This window comes from Shimia sp. NS0008-38b (assembly GCF_040370365.1).
Classification (GTDB): Bacteria; Pseudomonadota; Alphaproteobacteria; order Rhodobacterales; family Rhodobacteraceae; genus Shimia.
In genome coordinates, this window is sequence record NZ_BAABWQ010000003.1 from 63,914 (window position 1) to 82,033 (window position 18,120).

General features: G+C 55.3%; 18 protein-coding genes. 3 read left to right on the forward strand and 15 right to left on the reverse strand.

The annotated features are described in order from the left end of the window. Positions 1-22 precede the first annotated feature (22 nt). From ABWV47_RS12300 to ABWV47_RS12310, 3 genes are all read left to right on the forward strand, one after another. Complete coding sequence (locus ABWV47_RS12300) at positions 23-778, forward strand: hypothetical protein (protein ID WP_353312226.1); 756 nt, start codon at positions 23-25, stop codon at positions 776-778. Next, entirely contained in the window at positions 775-1,728 is a 954-nt protein-coding gene (locus ABWV47_RS12305) for a glycosyltransferase family 2 protein (RefSeq protein ID WP_353312228.1), read from the forward strand. The genes ABWV47_RS12300 and ABWV47_RS12305 overlap by 4 nt, the downstream gene beginning before the upstream one ends. 175 nt (positions 1,729-1,903) lie before the next feature. Next, positions 1,904-3,325, forward strand: a complete 1,422-nt coding sequence (locus tag ABWV47_RS12310) for a DEAD/DEAH box helicase (protein WP_353312230.1) — start codon at positions 1,904-1,906, stop codon at positions 3,323-3,325. Between the two features lie 77 nt (positions 3,326-3,402). Here ABWV47_RS12310 and ABWV47_RS12315 read toward each other — a convergent pair whose 3' ends face one another. The 15 genes from ABWV47_RS12315 to ABWV47_RS12385 form a co-directional block, all read right to left on the reverse strand. After that, positions 3,403-5,067 (reverse strand): ribonuclease J, encoded by a 1,665-nt coding sequence (locus ABWV47_RS12315; protein ID WP_353312232.1) that lies wholly within the window; start codon positions 5,065-5,067, stop codon positions 3,403-3,405. Further along, complete coding sequence (locus ABWV47_RS12320) at positions 5,064-5,840, reverse strand: type III pantothenate kinase (RefSeq protein ID WP_353312234.1); 777 nt, start codon at positions 5,838-5,840, stop codon at positions 5,064-5,066. The genes ABWV47_RS12315 and ABWV47_RS12320 overlap by 4 nt, the downstream gene beginning before the upstream one ends. A 24-nt stretch (positions 5,841-5,864) precedes the next feature. Further along, on the reverse strand, positions 5,865-6,617 hold the full coding sequence (locus tag ABWV47_RS12325; RefSeq protein WP_353312236.1) for a biotin--[acetyl-CoA-carboxylase] ligase: 753 nt from the start codon (positions 6,615-6,617) through the stop codon (positions 5,865-5,867). A 111-nt stretch (positions 6,618-6,728) separates the two neighbouring features. Further along, entirely contained in the window at positions 6,729-8,171 is a 1,443-nt protein-coding gene (gene nuoN, locus ABWV47_RS12330; protein ID WP_353312238.1) for an NADH-quinone oxidoreductase subunit NuoN, read from the reverse strand. Positions 8,172-8,185: 14 nt separating this feature from the next. Next, entirely contained in the window at positions 8,186-9,730 is a 1,545-nt protein-coding gene (locus ABWV47_RS12335) for an NADH-quinone oxidoreductase subunit M (RefSeq protein WP_353312240.1), read from the reverse strand. After that, the gene (nuoL, locus tag ABWV47_RS12340; RefSeq protein ID WP_353312242.1) at positions 9,730-11,883 is read right to left on the reverse strand and encodes an NADH-quinone oxidoreductase subunit L; all 2,154 of its coding nucleotides are present in this window, start codon (positions 11,881-11,883) and stop codon (positions 9,730-9,732) included. The genes ABWV47_RS12335 and nuoL overlap by 1 nt, the downstream gene beginning before the upstream one ends. Before the next feature lie 6 nt (positions 11,884-11,889). Then, a complete protein-coding gene (nuoK, locus tag ABWV47_RS12345; RefSeq protein WP_209065330.1) occupies positions 11,890-12,195 on the reverse strand; it encodes an NADH-quinone oxidoreductase subunit NuoK in 306 nt (101 codons plus the stop codon). 37 nt (positions 12,196-12,232) lie between these two features. After that, entirely contained in the window at positions 12,233-12,841 is a 609-nt protein-coding gene (locus ABWV47_RS12350) for an NADH-quinone oxidoreductase subunit J (RefSeq protein WP_502959703.1), read from the reverse strand. Continuing rightward, on the reverse strand, positions 12,838-13,245 hold the full coding sequence (locus ABWV47_RS12355) for a carboxymuconolactone decarboxylase family protein (RefSeq protein ID WP_353312244.1): 408 nt from the start codon (positions 13,243-13,245) through the stop codon (positions 12,838-12,840). The genes ABWV47_RS12350 and ABWV47_RS12355 overlap by 4 nt, the downstream gene beginning before the upstream one ends. Next, a complete protein-coding gene (gene nuoI / locus ABWV47_RS12360; RefSeq protein WP_353312246.1) occupies positions 13,242-13,736 on the reverse strand; it encodes an NADH-quinone oxidoreductase subunit NuoI in 495 nt (164 codons plus the stop codon). The genes ABWV47_RS12355 and nuoI overlap by 4 nt, the downstream gene beginning before the upstream one ends. 1 nt (position 13,737) lies before the next feature. Beyond that, positions 13,738-14,778: an NADH-quinone oxidoreductase subunit NuoH gene (gene nuoH, locus ABWV47_RS12365; protein WP_353312248.1), complete on the reverse strand. Its 1,041-nt coding sequence runs from the start codon at positions 14,776-14,778 to the stop codon at positions 13,738-13,740. 6 nt (positions 14,779-14,784) lie between these two features. Next, a complete protein-coding gene (locus tag ABWV47_RS12370) occupies positions 14,785-15,201 on the reverse strand; it encodes a YNQ4 family lipoprotein (RefSeq protein WP_353312250.1) in 417 nt (138 codons plus the stop codon). Between the two features lie 8 nt (positions 15,202-15,209). Then, on the reverse strand, positions 15,210-17,222 hold the full coding sequence (gene nuoG, locus ABWV47_RS12375; RefSeq protein ID WP_353312252.1) for an NADH-quinone oxidoreductase subunit NuoG: 2,013 nt from the start codon (positions 17,220-17,222) through the stop codon (positions 15,210-15,212). 2 nt (positions 17,223-17,224) lie between these two features. Continuing rightward, positions 17,225-17,629: a DUF5333 domain-containing protein gene (locus ABWV47_RS12380; protein ID WP_353312254.1), complete on the reverse strand. Its 405-nt coding sequence runs from the start codon at positions 17,627-17,629 to the stop codon at positions 17,225-17,227. A gap of 103 nt (positions 17,630-17,732) precedes the next feature. Continuing rightward, positions 17,733-18,116, reverse strand: coding sequence for a hypothetical protein (locus tag ABWV47_RS12385; RefSeq protein ID WP_353312256.1), 384 nt, complete (start codon positions 18,114-18,116; stop codon positions 17,733-17,735). Positions 18,117-18,120: the final 4 nt, after the last annotated feature.

Below are 18,120 nucleotides of genomic sequence, written 5' to 3' on the forward strand. Positions count from 1 at the left end.
GACCCCGTGCAAACATCGCCCTATGACCGACAACACCCTTACCTATCCGGGCGGCTTTGCCTATATGATGGAGCGCTATGACGGGCGACGAGACCCGTTTGACTTTGGCCCCGAAGACCTCCCGCCGCTTGACGTCAATTTGGCAGCTCTGAGAAGGGCGATTGTGCCGGTACGGGCGGCCGAAAAAGGACCTGCAGACCCAAATACAAATTGGGCGCGCAAACGTCGTCAGATTGCCGAAGAATTCATCGACATGAGCGAGCTTGCGTTCTTGAACGCCCAGCTGATCTCCAACCTTCGAAAACGCAGCTTTCCACAACAAACCCCTGCACTTTTTCTAAGAATTTGGACTGAGGAGTCTGCCCATTTGCTGCAAGAGTTGAACCTGCGCTGGTTGGTGAGCTCAGTGCAGACTTTCGCCGATCATGGCGCGTCCCCCGCGCAGCGTGAGGCGGGTCAAGGGCTCCGCATGCTGTTTGGCATGATGAAGCTCTATGAGTTTGAGCGCAGCTTCAGCGGCCTGCCCCCTGCCAAGGAGTTTGGCTTTGGCAAACGTGCAAGAGCGCGCTTGCCTCTGGATATGGAGCCGTTCTCTCTGATGCATGGCGGTTTGGACATCAACGTCATCACACCAGTTTGGGAGTTGTCGCAAACCGACCCAGTGATTGCACCGTTGGCAGAACATCTGTTGCAAGAGCTGATCTCTGAAGACGGCGGCGTGTTCCGACGTCTGGCGCAAATGCGTGCGAAAAAGGAACGACAACAGGCCCGCAAATGACAGCAGACTCACCAACATGGGGAGTCGTGGCCACCATAAAGGCTCCCTCAGAAGACATACTCAACTTTGTCGCCTACCACCTTGAACAAGGTGCAAAGCATATCTGGATCTATCTGGATGCGCCTGCCCCGGAAGCCAAAGTGTTGCTGAAAGCGCACCCCCAAGTGACGCCCATCAGCACCGGCGAGAATTTTTGGATCAAGGCGCGCGGCAAACGGCCTTTCAAACACCAAATACGGCAATCGCATAACGTGGAACACGCATATGCAAGGGCGCGTGACGTGGATTGGCTGCTGCACATCGATGTTGATGAATTTCTCATGTCGCCAGACTCTGCTGTGACCGATCATCTGGCAAATCTGCCGGATAGTTGTGTGGTGGCCCGTGTGCGTCCCGCAGAAGCCTTGGCCAATGAAGACGGCACTACAGAAACTCTGTTCTACAAATCTCACATTGCCGACAAGGCAACGCGTCGACAGGTTGTGTCAGAGGTCTACCCAACCTTCGGTGCGCATCTAAGAGGTGGATTTCTCAGCCATGTGGCCGGGAAAATCTTTATCCGTACCGGACAGTCAGATTTGCAGATCAAAATCCACAATGCCTTTCGGGGTGAACATGAAAACCCGGGCCAGGTGGAGCTAAGAGGCATGTCTTTGTTGCACCAACACACACTTGGGTGGGAGCATTGGCGCAAGAGTTTTGGATACCGCCACAGGAAAGGCTCATATCGCGCGGAACTGGGATCAGCACTGCCGGAGGCAAAAGGAGGGATGACTTTGCACGCGCTGTTTGACCAGTTGTCGCAAGAGCCGGACGGATTGCGGCAGTTTTACGAGGAGGTCTGCGTGGCCTCCGAAGATCTGCGCCGCAAACTTGCCACCTATGGGTTACTTCAACAGCACGCACTGCATTTGGCTGAGATCCGACGGAAACACTTCAGCGACTTTTGAGCAAATGTTTCCAGTCAGTCGTCAAACACTTGGCAACGTGTTGGTTTCGTTGACCTGACGCCCTTGGTGCTATAGAAGGCCACGAGGATCATTTACGCCATGTGTTGCGGGGCCATACGGGCCTGATCTGTCAAGCCGCTGCGGGCCAAGATGCGTCCGTAAATCACGGATACATATGACAAAATTCTCTGACTTGAACCTTAACCCGAAGGTGCTGAAAGCAATCAGCGAAGCGGGATATGAAACGCCCACCCCTATTCAGGCGGGAGCGATTCCTTCGGCTCTGGAAGGCCGCGATGTTTTGGGCATCGCGCAAACCGGGACCGGAAAGACTGCAAGCTTCACCTTACCAATGCTCTCGTTGCTGGCCCGTGGTCGCGCGCGCGCGCGCATGCCGCGCAGTCTTGTGCTGTGCCCCACGCGGGAACTGGCAGCCCAAGTCGCCGAAAACTTTGACACATACTCCAAACACCTGAAGCTGACCAAAGCCCTTTTGATCGGGGGCGTGAGCTTTAAGGAACAGGAAACGATCATCGACAAAGGCGTCGATGTTCTGATCGCGACACCAGGCCGTCTGCTCGACCATTTCGAGCGAGGCAAACTGATCCTGTCCGACGTGAAAGTCATGGTTGTCGACGAAGCCGACCGGATGCTGGATATGGGGTTCATTCCTGATATCGAACGTATCTTCGGCATGACGCCATTTACACGTCAAACGTTGTTCTTCTCGGCCACTATGGCACCAGAGATTGAGCGCATCACCAATACGTTCCTGTCCAACCCTGAGCGTGTCGAAGTTGCGCGTCAGGCCACTGCAAGTGAGACAATTGAGCAAGGCGTCGTCATGTTCAAAGCCTCACGCCGTGATCGTGAAGGCAGCGAGAAACGCAAAGTACTGCGTGCGTTGATTGATGGCGAAGGTGACAAGTGCACCAATGCAATCATCTTCTGCAACCGTAAGACCGATGTGGATATCACCGCAAAATCGCTGAAGAAATACGGCTATGACGCGGCGCCAATCCACGGTGACCTGGATCAATCTCAACGCACCAAGACGCTTGACTCGTTTCGCAATGGCGAGCTGCGTATTTTGGTGGCCTCGGATGTGGCTGCGCGCGGGTTGGATGTGCCAAGTGTGAGTCACGTTTATAACTTTGATGTTCCCGGACATCCCGAAGATTATGTGCACCGCATTGGCCGGACTGGTCGCGCAGGACGCGAAGGCAAAGCAGTCACGATCTGCACACCTCGCGATGAAAAACAATTTGATGCGGTTGAAGCGTTGATCCAAAAAGAGATCACACGCCTTGAGAACCCTGTAAAATCCGCGCCACGCAAGCCGCGCACTCCAAAGCAAGACACGCCAAAGGTAGAAGCAAAACCTGCTGAACCTAAAGTTGAGGCAGCGCAACCCAAGCCGCAATCTCGCCAACCCAAGGAAGACACGCGTGCGCGTGAGGATAGCCATTCTAAATCTTCACGGGGACGTGGTGGCCGGGGTCGGTACGACCGTCGTGACGACAACAAAGTTGTTGGCATGGGCGATCACATGCCCGGCTTTATCGCAATGAGCTTTGACGAGCGCCGCAGCCAATAAGGGATGCTGGTCAGCGTCAAAAACATAAAGGGCCCCGCTGGGGCCCTTTCTTCGTTGTGTGGGTTTGGTGTTGCCGCTTAGCTTAGGCGGCTCACAATCACGGTGACCTCGGGCTTTTTGCCAATCTCATCTCGCGCGCCATTGCGCACAATGCGGCGAATGTCGCCTTCGATTTTATCGTCATCGCGCAGTGTCTTTTCTTTGGCACGGCCAAGGAACTGTGTGACATCCGCTTCAAGGACATCCACCAAAGGCGCTTGTGAGCGGCCCATTTCCGGCAATCCCATCAACTCGCACCATGCTTCGCCCAATGGCTCGTCATCCTCGTCCAACAAAACGGTCACAATGACATGCCCGTTCAAGGCCATACGAATGCGATCGCGCACGATGCCATCCATTGCACCGATTTGGCTGTTGCCATCAAGGTAAGTGCGCCCGGTTTCCACATACTCCGCAACAGCGGGCTGATCGCCGCTCAGATCCAGCATGGTCCCGTTGACCGCAACGATGGACGCCCGCCCCGCCTCTTTGGCGAGTTTGGCGTGTTCGCGCAGATGGCGGTGCTCGCCGTGGTTGGGGATCACCATCGTCGGATCCACAATTTCGTGCAGGCGCAGAAGGTCCGGGCGGTTGGCATGACCAGACACGTGGTATTTCCCAGTGCTGTCATCCACCACATCCACCCCCATTTCGGAGAATTGGTTGATGATGCGGATCACACCTTTTTCGTTGCCTGGAATGGTTTTAGAGCTGAACAGAAAGAGGTCGCCCTCTTTCATGGTGATGCCGTTGTACTTGCCACGTGCAAGCTGTGCGCTGGCCGCGCGACGTTCGCCCTGTGACCCGGTCACAAGCAGCATCAGGTTTTCACGCGGAATGTTTGCGGCGTCCTCAGGACTCACCACTTTGGGGAAATCTGTCAGCACGCCGGTTTCGATCCCAGCCTCGATCATGCGGCGCATGGCACGGCCCATCAGGCAGATAGACCGCCCAGCCCGCGCGCCTGCTTCGGCAAGTGTTTTCACACGAGCCACGTTGGAGGCAAACGTCGTCGCCACCACCATATTTGGGGCAGCAGCAACCAAGCCTTCGATCTCTGGGCCTACAGAGGCCTCAGAGCGGCCGGCATGTGGTGAGAACACATTGGTGCTGTCACAGATCAGAGCTTTGACGCCGTCCTTGGACACATCGGCCCAGAGGGCCGGGTCAAAAGCTTCACCCACCAACGGGGTTTCATCCAGTTTAAAGTCACCAGAGTGGATCACGCGACCAGCTGTGCTGTCGATCACCAATGCTGCGCTTTCCGGGATGGAGTGGCTGACCGGGAGAAAGCTCACTTTGAACGGTCCAGCCTCAGTTACCACCGGCCAGGCCGCAACCGTGCGGACCATTTCTTCTGGCTGACCACGGTCCGCCATTTTGTGGCGCGCGAGGTTGGCCGTGAACGTGCGCGCATACACCGGCACGCCAAGACGCTCCCAGTAGTGTCCAACAGCCCCAACGTGGTCTTCGTGCCCGTGCGTGATAAACACAGCCTCAAGCCGGTTTTTGTTCTCTTCAAGCCAGCGGATATCGGCAAAGATCAAGTCTACACCCGGGCTGGTTTCCATATCGGAAAACGCCACCCCAATGTCCACGAGAATGAGCCGCTCTTTGTCTTTAGGCCCGAAGCCATAGACATAAGCGTTCATGCCAATTTCACCAGATCCGCCCAAAGGCAGATAAATTAAGCGGTCGCTCATGCGCCCTGCTCCTTGTTGTAATCATGGATCACGGTCAACCCGTGCATCGTCAAATCGTCTTCGATGGTGTCAAACAGGTGATCGCCCTGTTCAAAAAGCGGCGCAAGCCCGCCCGTCCCCACCACTTTCATCGGGGCGCCGTATTCTGACTTGATCCGAGCGATGATACCTTCGATCAAACCCGTATAGCCCCAAAACACACCAGACTGAATACAACCAACTGTGTTTGTGCCAATCACCTTTTCGGGTTGGCTGATGTCCACATGTGGAAGGGCGGCCGCACCTGCGTGCAGCGCCTCGAGGCTGAGATTCACACCCGGGGCAATCACGCCGCCTACATAGGCGCCATCCCCGGCCACCACATCAAAGTTTGTCGCTGTGCCAAAATCGACAACAACCACATTGCCGCCATGCCTATCAAAGGCGGCAACGGCGTTGGCCAAGCGATCAGGGCCCGGTTGAGTGCCCTCATCCACACGTGGGGTTACGGGCAATTTACACTCAGGTTTACCCACTACAAGTGGACGGCAATTGAAGAACCGATCCGCAAATACTCGCAGGTTGAACACCACACGGGGCACCGTCGTAGAGATGATCACATCGGTGATATCAGCATTGATCCCATAGTGATTGATCAAGGTGGAGTACCACGTGAAATAGGCGTCCGCCGTGCGCGCATGGTGTGTGGACGTCCGTAGGGTGCAGAGAAATTTCTCTCCATCCCAAATCGAGAACACGGTGTTGGTGTTGCCGCAGTCAATGGCCAGAAGCATGGCACAGTTTCCCCTTCATGCGGATCAGAAAAAGATGTCAGCTGCGGGGATAGCCACGCGGCCCTTCGCGGTCTTCAACACCAGATTGCCCTTGCTGTCCACCGTTTCAAAGGTTCCGGTCGTTTCGTCACGGGTTGTGCGTGCTGTAATGACCTCTCCAATCCGAGCAGCGCGGGACATCCAAGCACTCCGGATTGGCGCAAATCCATAGGTGACAAATTGGCTTTCCCAACGCGCGTAGGCGGAGGCCAAAGCCTCCAAAAACTCTTCCGGCTGCACAAGTGCACCGGTCTCAGACAAAAGCGAAACAGGCCGCGTTGCGTGTTTTTCAACGACCGCAGCGTCGGGTGCATGGGCAAGGTTGACCCCTATGCCAATTGCGATGTGGCTCACCACACCACCGACCATACCAGCGCTTTCTAACAGAATCCCGGCCACCTTGCCCCCGTTCAACAGAACATCGTTGGGCCACTTAAGTGAAAGCCCATCATTGCGCCCGGTGACCGTGCCAAAGGCATCGTAAAGCGCCAGCGATGTCACAAAAGATCTCAAAGCGACCTGATCCGGGCTTTCGGTTGGCCGCATCACCAGTGTGGCGGCAAAGTTTCCGAGCGGATCGACCCACGCCCGACCGCGCCGTCCACGGCCCTGCGTTTGGCGCAATCCTAAGATCCATTCGGGACCTGCCAGCTCGGGTGCAATGCGCGCAGCTTCCGCATTGGTGCTGTCCACTTCCGCCAAAATGCGGCGGCCGTATCCTTCGGGCCACTTGATCATAGTCTTGTCGTCTTTTTACTGGTCAAAAAGGCACCTGTCACCGAAGGCTGATTCAGAAACAACAACGCGCCCCTTGGGGCGCGCCATTGATAAACTAGTGGCAAGGCTGCCTCAATGTCCCGTCAGTGCGGCCGCTGCGACTTGCGCAGCTGTGTCGACACCAAAGAAGTTTACAACTCCCAACAGCATAATGGCGGCACTGACCATCAACATCACGTGCTGGACAGAGGAGCGTGGGGCATCCAAGCCATCATTCTCTTCACCAAAGTACATGAAGTATACAATGCGAAGGTAATAGAACGCACCAATTACGGAAGCCACAACCCCAGCAATGGCCAGCCATGCCAAACCCGCCTCAAAGGCGGCACGCAACACGTAGAGTTTCCCAAAGAAACCCAAGAACGGAGGCACGCCAGCGAGTGAAAACAGCAAAAACAGCATCGCCAAGGCGCGCCCGGGCGCGCGTTTGGAATACATGTTGAGCGATGCGATATTGGTCACCGGCTGACCATCTTTTTCCATCGATAGGATAAAGGCAAAGGTGCCGACATTCATTGTGACGTAGATGGCCATGTAGACCAACATGGCTTCGACGCCCAACGCTGTCCCGGCGGCCAACCCCATCAGCGCATAGCCCATGTGGGCAATCGAAGAGTAGGCCATCAGACGTTTGATGTTGGTTTGACCAATCGCGGCCACAGCGCCCAGAAACATCGACAGCACCGACAAGAGCGCGATGATCTGCTGCCAATCGGCAACCACACCACCAAAGGCGTCAAACAGCACGCGGGCAAACAGCCCCATTGCGGCGAGTTTTGGAGCCGTCGCAAAGAACGCGGTGATCGGGGTTGGCGCACCTTCGTAGACATCAGGCGTCCACATGTGGAACGGGACAGCGGACACTTTGAACGCCAAACCGGACAAGACAAAGGTCAGACCAAACAGCAAGCCCAGCGGCGCGTGGCCGTGGCCAACGGCCTCAATGATGCCAGAGAACTGCGTTGTGCCTGCAAAGCCATACACAAGCGAAGAACCATAGAGAAGCAAACCAGAAGACAGTGCGCCAAGCAGGAAGTATTTCATCCCGGCTTCAGTGGACTTGATGCCATCCCGCCGCAGTGAGGCGACGACGTAAAGTGACAAAGACTGCAGCTCCAGCCCCATATAGAGCGCGATCAGATCTCCTGCGGAGACCATGGTCATCATCCCGACCATCGCCAATGTCACCAACACCGGGTACTCAAAACGCAGCATGCCTCGGCGCGACATGTAGTCCTGCCCCATGACAAGCACTGCTGCGCCGGATAGAAGCATCGCCACCTTGGCGAACCGGGAGAACGCATCGTCGTGGAACATGCCGTTAAAGCCAACATTTTCGCCACTGCCGGTTGCACCAATCCACACCGCGAAGAGAACAAACACACCAGCGGTCAACCACGTGAGGGGCGTCGCCAGTTTGTCTTTGCCGGTATAGACCACCGCCACCAGTGCCAACATGGCAAAGAGCGCCAGAAGGATTTCCGGGAGGATGATATTCAGATCAGCCTGAATCATGTCTCAAGCGCTCCTTAGTGCGATGCCGACTGGTCGGCGGAAGCGCCGTTTGCCAGTGCGGTGTCATAGTTGGAAATCAAGTGCTCAACTGAGGGGCCGATGATGTCGGTGACCAAGGATGGGTAAATACCCAACAGAATGGTCATGGCCACCAGCGGCGCAAAGATCAGTTTTTCACGCTGTGTCATATCTGAGATCGACTTCAGGCTTTCTTTGATCAGATCGCCCAAGACAACGCGGCGGTAGAGCCACAGCGCGTAAGCCGCTGAGAGGATCACGCCGGCGGTTGCGACAAGCGCTACCCATGTGTTGGCCTGAAACACACCCATCAAGGTCAAGAACTCTCCCACAAAGCCCGATGTGCCGGGCAGGCCGACGTTGGCCATGGTAAAGAACATGAAGATCAGCGCGTAAGCTGGCATGCGGTTTACAAGGCCGCCGTACGCGTCGATGTCACGTGTGTGCATCCGGTCATAAATCACACCTACACAGAGAAAGAGCGCGCCAGAGATAAAGCCGTGGCTGATCATCTGAAAAATGGCGCCGTCGATACCCTGTTGGTTGGCCGCAAAAATCCCCATGGTCACATAACCCATGTGTGCAACCGAAGAATAAGCGATCAGTTTCTTCATATCTTCCTGTACGAGCGCAACCAGCGAGGTATAGACGATCGCAATTGCGGACATCCATAGGATCAGCGGGGTCATGACCTCTGAGCCAACTGGAAACATCGGCAGGCTGAAGCGCAGGAAGCCATAGCCGCCCATCTTAAGAAGGATTGATGCCAGTACCACAGAGCCCGCGGTCGGCGCCTGAACGTGTGCGTCTGGCAACCAGGTGTGCACAGGCCACATAGGCATTTTCACCGCAAAAGACGCGAAGAATGCCAAGAACATGAGCGTCTGTGCGCCCCCCATGACAGAGAACCCTAAGATCGTCATGGGCTCCGAGGCAAACTCATATGTCATCAGCGTTGGAATGTCGGTGGTCCCGGCATTCACAAACATCGCCACCATTGCGATCAGCATGAGAACTGAGCCAAGGAAGGTGTAGAGGAAGAATTTGAAAGACGCGTAGATGCGGTTGGCACCGCCCCAAATCCCGATGATCAGGAACATTGGGATCAGGCCCGCTTCAAAGAACAGATAGAAGAGCACGAGATCCAACGCCATGAACACGCCAAGCATCAGCGTCTCCAAAAGCAGGAAGGCGATCATGTATTCTTTGACACGTTTGGTCACGCCCCAAGAGCCCCAAATCACCAAAGGCATAATAAACGTGGTGAGCATGACAAACAGCACAGAGATGCCGTCGACACCCATCTTATACTTCATGCCCATAACCCACTCACGTTCTTCCACAAACTGAAAGTCCGTGTTGGAGGGGTCAAAGCCGGCCAGAATGAACAGCGATACCACAAAGGTGATCACCGTGGTTGTCAGGGCAACACGCTTGGCATTGCGCTGTGCCATCTCGTCTTCTCCACGCAGAAAGACCACAAGGATCAAAGCTGCAAACGTCGGGAGAAACGTGACTAGGGAGAGCAGGCTGTCGTTCATTAGTGCGCTCCTCCGCTGAGCGTCATCAGAGTGATCAGCACAACAATGCCGATCACCATGGCCAGAGCATAAGTAAAGATATAACCGGTCTGTGCGCGGCCAGCCAAACGGGTGAGCATTGGCACAAAGCCCATCGCCAAGCCGTTGATACCACCGTCAATCACGTTGCCGTCGCCGCGTTTCCAAAGGAAGCGGCCGATGGCCTGTGCGGGGCGTACAAAAATGAAGTCGTAGAGCTCGTCAAAGTACCATTTGTTTAACAGGAACAAATACAGCGGACGTTGGCTTTCGGCCAGTTTTGCCGGCATCGATGGGTTCCAGATGTAGAACCAAAGTGCCATGATTAGCCCCAGTACCATCGCGATGAATGGGCTGACCTTTACCCATTTGGGTGCATGGTGCGCTTCGTCCATCACATGATTGCTTGGGTGTGTGAAGATTGCACCTTGAGGGGCTTCGCCGTGGTGGGCCATTGCCACCGCTGCGTGATCAGGGTCAGCGTGTTTCTCGTCGTGATCATGGCCATCATCATGAGCATGATCATCGCCATGCGCATGATCGTCTTTCTTGGCTTCTTCGTGATCGTCAGCATGGCCGTGATCGCTGTGTTCTGCATGGTGTACAGGCACGCCGTAGAATTTGTTGACCGTGTTGTGGTCGCCAAAGAAGGATCCAAACCAGATCATACCAGCAAAGATTGCGCCCAAAGACAGAACACCAAGCGGGACCAACATGACCATTGGGCTTTCATGCGCATGCTCATGTGTATGCTTGTTGCCACGCGCCTCGCCATAAAAGGTCAGGAAAATCAGACGCCAGCTGTAGAAGCTGGTGAAGCAGGCCGCGATAACCAGCATCCAGAAGCCATAGCCGCCAGCGGTGCCAGCCCAAGCGCTTTCAATGATCGCATCTTTGGACAAGAAGCCAGCAAACCCAATGTGGGTCAGCGGGATGCCCACGCCGGTGATGGCCAGCGTGCCGATCATCATCGCCCAGAAGGTATAGGGGATCTTTTTACGCAGACCGCCGTAGTTGCGCATGTCCTGCTCATGGTGCATCGCGTGGATCACCGAACCCGCGCCTAGGAAGAGCATTGCCTTGAAGAAGGCGTGGGTGAAGAGGTGGAACATCGCTGCCGAGTAAACCCCAACGCCAGCGGCCACAAACATGTAGCCAAGCTGGGACATGGTGGAATACGCGATCACACGTTTGATGTCATTTTGCACAAGGCCAATGGTGGCCGCGACAAAGGCTGTGGAGGCGCCAAGGAACACTATGAACGCTTTGGTGTCGTTTGCATATTCGATCAGTGGCGACATGCGCGACACAAGGAAGACACCGGCCGTCACCATGGTTGCGGCGTGGATCAGGGCCGACACAGGTGTCGGGCCTTCCATCGCATCAGGCAGCCATGTGTGAAGGAACAACTGTGCCGATTTGCCCATCGCGCCGATGAACAGCAGGAAAGCAATTAAGTTGGCTGCGTTCCAGTCGCGCCACAGGAAGTGAAGCTCCATCTCCGCTAGCGCCGGTGCGGCAGCAAAGATATCGTCGAACTTGATGCTATCGGTCAGCATATAGATGGCAAAGATGCCCAGCAGGAAACCGAAGTCGCCCACGCGGTTGACCACAAAGGCTTTGATTGCGGCAGCGTTGGCTGATGGTTTTTTGTAGTAGAAACCAATGAGCAGGTAAGACGCGACGCCCACACCTTCCCAGCCGAAGAACATCTGCAGCAGGTTGTCCGCGGTCACCAGCGCAAGCATGGTGAAGGTGAAGAAGGACAGATAAGCAAAGAAGCGGGCTTTATAGTTCTCGCCCTCGCCCCAGTTCTCGTCATGCGCCATATAGCCCATGGAATAGAGGTGCACGAGGGCGGACACCGTGGTGACCACAATCAGCATGATCGCTGTCAGACGGTCCACACGGATCGACCACGCTGTGTCCAAATGACCCGACTGAATGAAATCCAGAATGTGGATCTGCTTGACGTGCTCAGCGTCAAGCCCAAGGAACACGATCCAGCTGAGCAGACAGGCTAAGAACAATAGACCAGTGGTCAGGTATTGCGCGGCCTTTTCACCAATCACGCGCCAACCAAAGCCTGCAATGATGGCACCGACAAGCGGCGCGAAGAGGATAATCTTTTCCATGCTCGCTTAGCCTTTCATCACGTTGACGTCTTCCACCGCGATGGTGCCGCGGTTTCGGAAGAAGGAGACGAGAATAGCAAGGCCAATGGCCGCCTCTGCAGCGGCGACTGTCATCACAAACAGCGCGAAGACTTGGCCAACAAGATCACCGAGGAAGGCCGAAAAGGCCACCAAATTGATGTTCACAGACAGCAGGATAAGTTCAATCGACATCAACAAAATGATGATGTTCTTCCGGTTCAGGAAGAGGCCAAAAATGCCAATGACGAACAATGTCGCGGCAACGCCTAGGTAGTGTTCCAAACCAATCATATTTGGTCCCTCGGTTCTTTTTTCTCTTCCGGGAGGCTTACAGCCCCTGCCCCGGCTTTACGTCTTTCAATTCCATCGCGTCTTTTGGATCGCGCCACATCTGCTGCAGCACGTCTTGGCGTTTGATGTCTTTGCGGTGGCGCAGCGTCAGCACGATCGCCCCAATCATCGCCACCAGCAGGATAAGCCCAGCCAGTTGGAACAGCAGGAAGTACTGATCATAGAGGATCAGACCCAGCGCTTCGGTGTTGTGGGCATCGGTGGGTGTGACCGCACCGCGCAGCGCTTGTGCATCATCGGCGAATTGCCACACGCCAAACGCCATGCCGAGTTGCATCAGAAGGATCAGCCCGATGAGCAGTGCCAGCGGCATATATTGCGCCATGCCCGCCTTGAGTTCGGCAAAATCGACATCCAGCATCATCACAACAAACAGGAAGAGCACCGCAACGGCCCCGACGTAGACGATGATCAGGAGCATCGCGACGAATTCCGCCCCCAAGAGCACAAACAACCCAGCCGCACTCAGAAATGCCAAGATCAGCCAGATCACTGAGTGAACCGGGTTGCGGCTGATGACGGTGAAAAACCCACCGGTGATCACGCAGATCGAAAACAGCCAAAACGCAAGTGCTGCGATGGTCATGTGTCACTTCCCTCTTGTTCCGCCATAACCTCTTGTACCAACTCCATGGCACGTGTGGTGGCGGGTATACCGGCGAACATCGACATTTGTCCGATGGTCTCCACGATTTCTTGTTTGGTGGCACCCGCTTCGGTCAAGTGCCGCACGGTCAGCCGAATTTGTGCATCCGCTTGGGCGCCTAACATGGTGAGCGCGCCAAGTGTCAGCAGCAGGCGTGTCTTGGCATCAAGACCACCCTGATTGAGAGAGTTGCCAAAAAACATCTCCATGACATCTTTGGGCATGGTCGGCCAAAGTGCCTCAAACCCTTTGGGCGTGAAGCTTTCCAGTGCAGGATTGAAGGCCTTCGCCATCTCCTGATACTGAGCGAACATCGCCTGATATGGGTTTTTTGGATCGTTCATCGGTACGGTGCATCAATCTCTAGGTTGCGGGCAATCTCTGCTTCCCAACGCGCGCCGTTCTCAAGCAGCTTGTCTTTGTCGTAGAACAGCTCTTCGCGTGTCTCGGTTGCAAATTCAAAGTTTGGCCCTTCGACAATCGCGTCCACAGGGCAGGCTTCTTGGCAGAAACCGCAGTAGATACATTTGGTCATATCGATGTCATAGCGCGTGGTGCGGCGAGAGCCGTCTTCGCGCGGTTCGGCGTCGATGGTGATCGCCTGTGCCGGGCAGACTGCTTCACAGAGCTTACACGCAATGCAGCGCTCTTCGCCGTTTGGATAGCGACGCAGGGCGTGCTCGCCACGGAACCGCGGGGACAGCGGGCCTTTTTCGTGTGGATAGTTCACGGTGGCCTTGGGTTTGAAGAAATACTTCATACCGAGTTTGAAGCCGCCCAAGAAGTCCTTCAGCAGGAAGTAGCCGACCGCGCGTTTGTAGTCGATTGCTGTCATATCAGCCTCCAATCGCCCAGCGGGCATAAGCACCGCCGAAAAGTTCGAATTTCGCAAGAAAAGACACCAGCACCACCCAAATCAGGGACATTGGCAGGAAGACCTTCCAACCAATGCGCATCAACTGGTCGTAGCGGTAGCGCGGGGTGATCGCCTTTACCATCGAGAAGATGAAGAAGACAAAGCAGATTTTTGCAAACATCCAGAAGATGCCATCAGGCAGGAAGTTCACAGGGGACAGCCAGCCTCCCAGGAACAGCAGGGATACCAGCGCGCACATCAGAACGATGGCCACATATTCGCCGATCATGAACAACAGGAACGGCGTGGAGCTGTATTCCACCTGATAGCCGGCCACCAGTTCGGACTCCGCTTCGGGAAGATCAAACGGTGGGCGGTTGGTTTCCGCCATGGCCGAGATCAGGAACAGGAACAGCATCGGGAAGTGAGGCAGCCAGTACCAGCTGAGTGCGCCGTATTTGCCGTCTTGTGCCGTGACGATGTCGCCAAAGTTCATTGATCCGGTGGTGATGATCACGCCGATGATGATCAGGCCTAAGGAAACCTCGTAAGAAATCATTTGTGCCGCAGAGCGCAGGGAGCCCAGAAAAGGGTATTTGGAGTTGGACGCCCAACCGCCCATGATCACGCCATAGACTTCCAGAGAACTGATCGCCATGACGTAAAGAATGGCGACATTGATGTCTGACACCACCCAACCGTCGTTAAACGGGATCACAGCCCAAGCGATCAGCGCCATCACCAAGCTGACCATCGGGGCCAGCAGGAAGACCACTTTGTCAGAGCCCGCCGGATAGACGATCTCTTTCACCGCATATTTCACAAAATCTGCGAAGCTCTGCAGCAACCCGAAGGTGCCGACGACGTTGGGTCCCCGGCGCAATTGAACCGCCGCCCAGATCTTTCGATCTGCGTAGAGCAGGAACGCCAAGGCCACCAGAAGCGGCACAACGACCAGCAGCACCTGACCCAGTGTCAGAAGCAGAATGCCGAGGTTCGTGGTGGTAAAGAATTCAGTCATGGGTCCTCACACCGTAGGTATTCCGTTGTCTTCGCAGTTCGCAACAATGACTTCTGCGTCAATTGTCTTGAGACCACGGGGCAACGCGGACGAGATGGTATATACCGAGTCTCCCGTCCACAGTTCGCCCTGATTGTCAGTTGTTGTACGCACATGCCTAGCGAACCCGAAACCACGGATCAGCGCATATTGCGCAGCCGCGCATTCGGCATAGACATGCACATCAGTTGCGTCACGCGCACCAGTCATCGACACGTGAAAGTTCACGAGATCACCTTCAAGCAGCCGTGTGTCCACACCCGCGTATTGGGGCGCAAAATCGACACCCTCACGCGTCACACTGCTTTCGGGCTGCGGGGCGCAGGCCGATAGCCCGGCCGAAGCGGCCAAAGCGATCAGGATATGTGACGTGCGAAAGGTCATAGGTTGGTTTATTCCGCCGCGATCTTTGTGTCGGAGCGCGCCTTTGCTGCGGCAGAGAGCTCTGCCATCAGTGCGCTGGCGCGCGCGATTGGGTTGGTCAGATAGAAATCAGAAACTACGGATGGGAAACGGCCCTTTTTCAAGGTCGACGCCTCCAATGGCTCCCATTCATTATCAATCACTTGATCGATTTTTTTCAGATGGGGAACTGCTGAGACCATCGCCTGCCGTAATTGAGCCAGACTGTCATATGGCAGCGTGGAGCCAAGTTCTGCACTCAGCGCGCGCAAGATCGCCCAATTCTCTTTGGCTTGCCCGGGTGCAAACCCGGCGCGCATCGCCAATTGAGGGCGCCCTTCCGTGTTCACAAACAGACCGTTCTCTTCCGTGTAGGCGGCGGCTGGCAGGATTACGTCGGCGCGGTGTGCACCGCGATCGCCATGACTGCCTTGGTAAATCACAAATGGGCCGTCAGCCACGTCCACGTCATCTGCGCCGAGATTGAACACAACCTCTGCGTCTGCGAGGGCGGCACTCATGCCGCCTTCGGTCACGGCACCAACATCCATAGCACCAACACGTGACGCTGCGGTGTGTAGCACCAACATCTTGCCGCCCATTTTCTCGGTTGCCGCCATACACTGGCCTAGAACCGCCACACCGTCGCCGTCCTGAATGGCGCCCTGGCCGACAATCACAACAGCACCTTCAGTGGCTTTGGCGTTGCCAGCCAATTTGTTCAATGGCACGCGCCCCGGCCCTGCATGCGTGTAGTCATAGGTCAGGTCCATGTCCCGATCCCCAATGACAGTCACGTTAGCTCCTTTGGTCCAAGCCTTACGAATACGTGCGTTCAGCACCGGAGCTTCGTCACGTGGATTGGTACCAATCAGGTAGATTTCTTTTGCGGTATCAATATCTTCAATGGTCGCATTGCCCACATATGCCGATCGGTTCCCCACAGGCAGTGGTGCGCCGTTTGTTCGACATTCGATTGCACCGTCAAGACTTTCCACAAGCTGCTTAAGTGCGAAAACCGCCTCGGTAGGCACCAGATCACCAACCAATGCAGCCAGTTTCTTGCCCTTGATTGCGCCAGATGCAGCATCCAGAGCCTCGCCCCAAGACGCGGGCTTCAGTTTACCATCGACCCGCACGTAAGGTTGATCCAGACGCTGGCGGCGCAGCCCATCCCAGACAAAACGCGTTTTGTCCGAAATCCATTCTTCGTTCACACCATCATGATTGCGGGGCAGGATCCGCATTACTTCGCGGCCTTTGGTGTCCACGCGAATGTTGGACCCAAGAGCGTCCATCACATCAATGGTCTCGGTCTTGGTGAGCTCCCAAGGTCGGGCAGTAAAGCTGTAGGGTTTAGAGGTCAGCGCACCAACAGGGCAAAGATCGATGATATTTCCCTGCAGATTGCTATCCAGTGTTTCGTTCAGATAACTGGTGATTTCTGCATCCTCACCGCGCCCGGTCTGACCCATTTGAGTGATGCCCGCCACTTCGGTGGTGAAACGCACGCAGCGCGTACAACTGATACAGCGTGTCATAGTTGTCTCGACCAAAGGACCAAGGTCGAGATCATCTACTGCGCGTTTCGCTTCGTTGAAGCGGTTTTCGCTTATGCCATAGGCCATGGCCTGATCCTGAAGATCACATTCGCCACCCTGATCGCAAATTGGGCAATCCAGTGGGTGGTTGATCAGCAGGAATTCCATCACGCCTTCGCGCGCTTTTTTGACCATCGGCGAGTTGGTTTTCACCACCGGCGGTTGGCCTTCGGGTCCGGGGCGCAAATCACGCACCTGCATGGCACAAGAGGCGGCAGGTTTTGGCGGGCCGCCCACAACCTCAACAAGACACATCCGGCAGTTGCCCGCAATCGACAGACGCTCGTGATAGCAAAAACGCGGAATCTCTACCCCGGCCTCTTCACAGGCTTGGATCAGGGTCATTGCGCCCTCTACCTCGACTTCTTTTTCGTCGATGATGACTTTGCGGAGGTCAGACATGCTTACTTCGCCCTCAAATACACGCCGATCTGGCTGTTTCGTTCGATTTCCGCGCGCCCCAGCGCGCAGAATGTTTCCGGGACGTCGTAGTCGACGCCTTTGTGTTTGAAATAGTCCTCGCCTCGGGCGCGCATCCGTGCCTTTTCGGAGTCCGATCTCATGTAGGCCTTTATCTCATCATCACTGTATCCAAGGCTTCTTGCCTTACGGATCAATCCCCACCCATCAGACAGAGCCTTAACCTGACGTGGGGCAAGGCTGTCGCAGACTTCGGAAATTTCATAAGCCACCAAAGCCCAGTACAGGGGTTCATCTATTTCTTTCACCTCACGCAGCGGTGGGTTGGCAGCAGCGGCAGCGCTCCACGCGAAGGTGGACATAACTACAGCGGATATAAAACGTTTCATGCGCGCACTCCTTTGGCGTCAGCAAAGTCGTTCTTTGCCAAGGAGAAGAAGCACAAGCCGGCCCCTGATAGGCAATAACATCCAAAGTATGTTTGATAACCAATCACGGGCGACAATATCCTTCGAGCTGAATTTTATCGTCTACAGGTATGACGCTCTCTGAGTCCGGAGCGACAACCCAATCAATTTTTGAGGTGCCATATTCTTTGATGCAATACTTGGTTGCCTCATGGGCGCCAGCCTGCCGCGCCCCTGAGAGACCTTGACCGACGCGGGAAACGGTTACAGTGAAGTGATCGCGCTCTTCTTTTGCAACCTTCTGCGATTTGGCTTTGTAGTACACGCCATCAAAGGTCTCCTTGTAGCGCTGACTACGGAAACTATCGCGAAAGCCTTCGCCGCACGCCGTGAGAGTCGATGCTGCAATAAGCACCATCGCGATACCGGCTGGCGTTTTACGCTGGCTTTTGAGGATAGTCTTCAACATCTAA

What these genes read in the sequence shown, in the direction of transcription:
- nuoK (WP_209065330.1), bottom strand. Translation starts at nt 12,195, where the DNA reads ATGATTGGTTTGGAACACTACCTAGGCGTTGCCGCGACATTGTTCGTC.
- ABWV47_RS12305 (WP_353312228.1), top strand. Translation starts at nt 775, where the DNA reads ATGACAGCAGACTCACCAACATGGGGAGTCGTGGCCACCATAAAGGCT.
- ABWV47_RS12325 (WP_353312236.1), bottom strand. Translation starts at nt 6,617, where the DNA reads ATGATCAAGTGGCCCGAAGGATACGGCCGCCGCATTTTGGCGGAAGTG.
- ABWV47_RS12350 (WP_502959703.1), bottom strand. Translation starts at nt 12,841, where the DNA reads ATGACCATCGCAGCACTTGCGTTTTGGCTGTTTTCGATCTGCGTGATC.
- ABWV47_RS12335 (WP_353312240.1), bottom strand. Translation starts at nt 9,730, where the DNA reads ATGAACGACAGCCTGCTCTCCCTAGTCACGTTTCTCCCGACGTTTGCA.
- ABWV47_RS12315 (WP_353312232.1), bottom strand. Translation starts at nt 5,067, where the DNA reads ATGAGCGACCGCTTAATTTATCTGCCTTTGGGCGGATCTGGTGAAATT.
- ABWV47_RS12380 (WP_353312254.1), bottom strand. Translation starts at nt 17,629, where the DNA reads ATGAAACGTTTTATATCCGCTGTAGTTATGTCCACCTTCGCGTGGAGC.
- ABWV47_RS12310 (WP_353312230.1), top strand. Translation starts at nt 1,904, where the DNA reads ATGACAAAATTCTCTGACTTGAACCTTAACCCGAAGGTGCTGAAAGCA.
- nuoI (WP_353312246.1), bottom strand. Translation starts at nt 13,736, where the DNA reads ATGACAGCAATCGACTACAAACGCGCGGTCGGCTACTTCCTGCTGAAG.
- ABWV47_RS12370 (WP_353312250.1), bottom strand. Translation starts at nt 15,201, where the DNA reads ATGACCTTTCGCACGTCACATATCCTGATCGCTTTGGCCGCTTCGGCC.
- nuoG (WP_353312252.1), bottom strand. Translation starts at nt 17,222, where the DNA reads ATGTCTGACCTCCGCAAAGTCATCATCGACGAAAAAGAAGTCGAGGTA.
- ABWV47_RS12300 (WP_353312226.1), top strand. Translation starts at nt 23, where the DNA reads ATGACCGACAACACCCTTACCTATCCGGGCGGCTTTGCCTATATGATG.
- nuoN (WP_353312238.1), bottom strand. Translation starts at nt 8,171, where the DNA reads ATGATTCAGGCTGATCTGAATATCATCCTCCCGGAAATCCTTCTGGCG.
- ABWV47_RS12320 (WP_353312234.1), bottom strand. Translation starts at nt 5,840, where the DNA reads ATGCTTCTGGCCATTGACTGCGGCAACACCAACACCGTGTTCTCGATT.
- nuoH (WP_353312248.1), bottom strand. Translation starts at nt 14,778, where the DNA reads ATGACTGAATTCTTTACCACCACGAACCTCGGCATTCTGCTTCTGACA.
- nuoL (WP_353312242.1), bottom strand. Translation starts at nt 11,883, where the DNA reads ATGGAAAAGATTATCCTCTTCGCGCCGCTTGTCGGTGCCATCATTGCA.
- ABWV47_RS12355 (WP_353312244.1), bottom strand. Translation starts at nt 13,245, where the DNA reads ATGAACGATCCAAAAAACCCATATCAGGCGATGTTCGCTCAGTATCAG.
- ABWV47_RS12385 (WP_353312256.1), bottom strand. Translation starts at nt 18,116, where the DNA reads ATGTTGAAGACTATCCTCAAAAGCCAGCGTAAAACGCCAGCCGGTATC.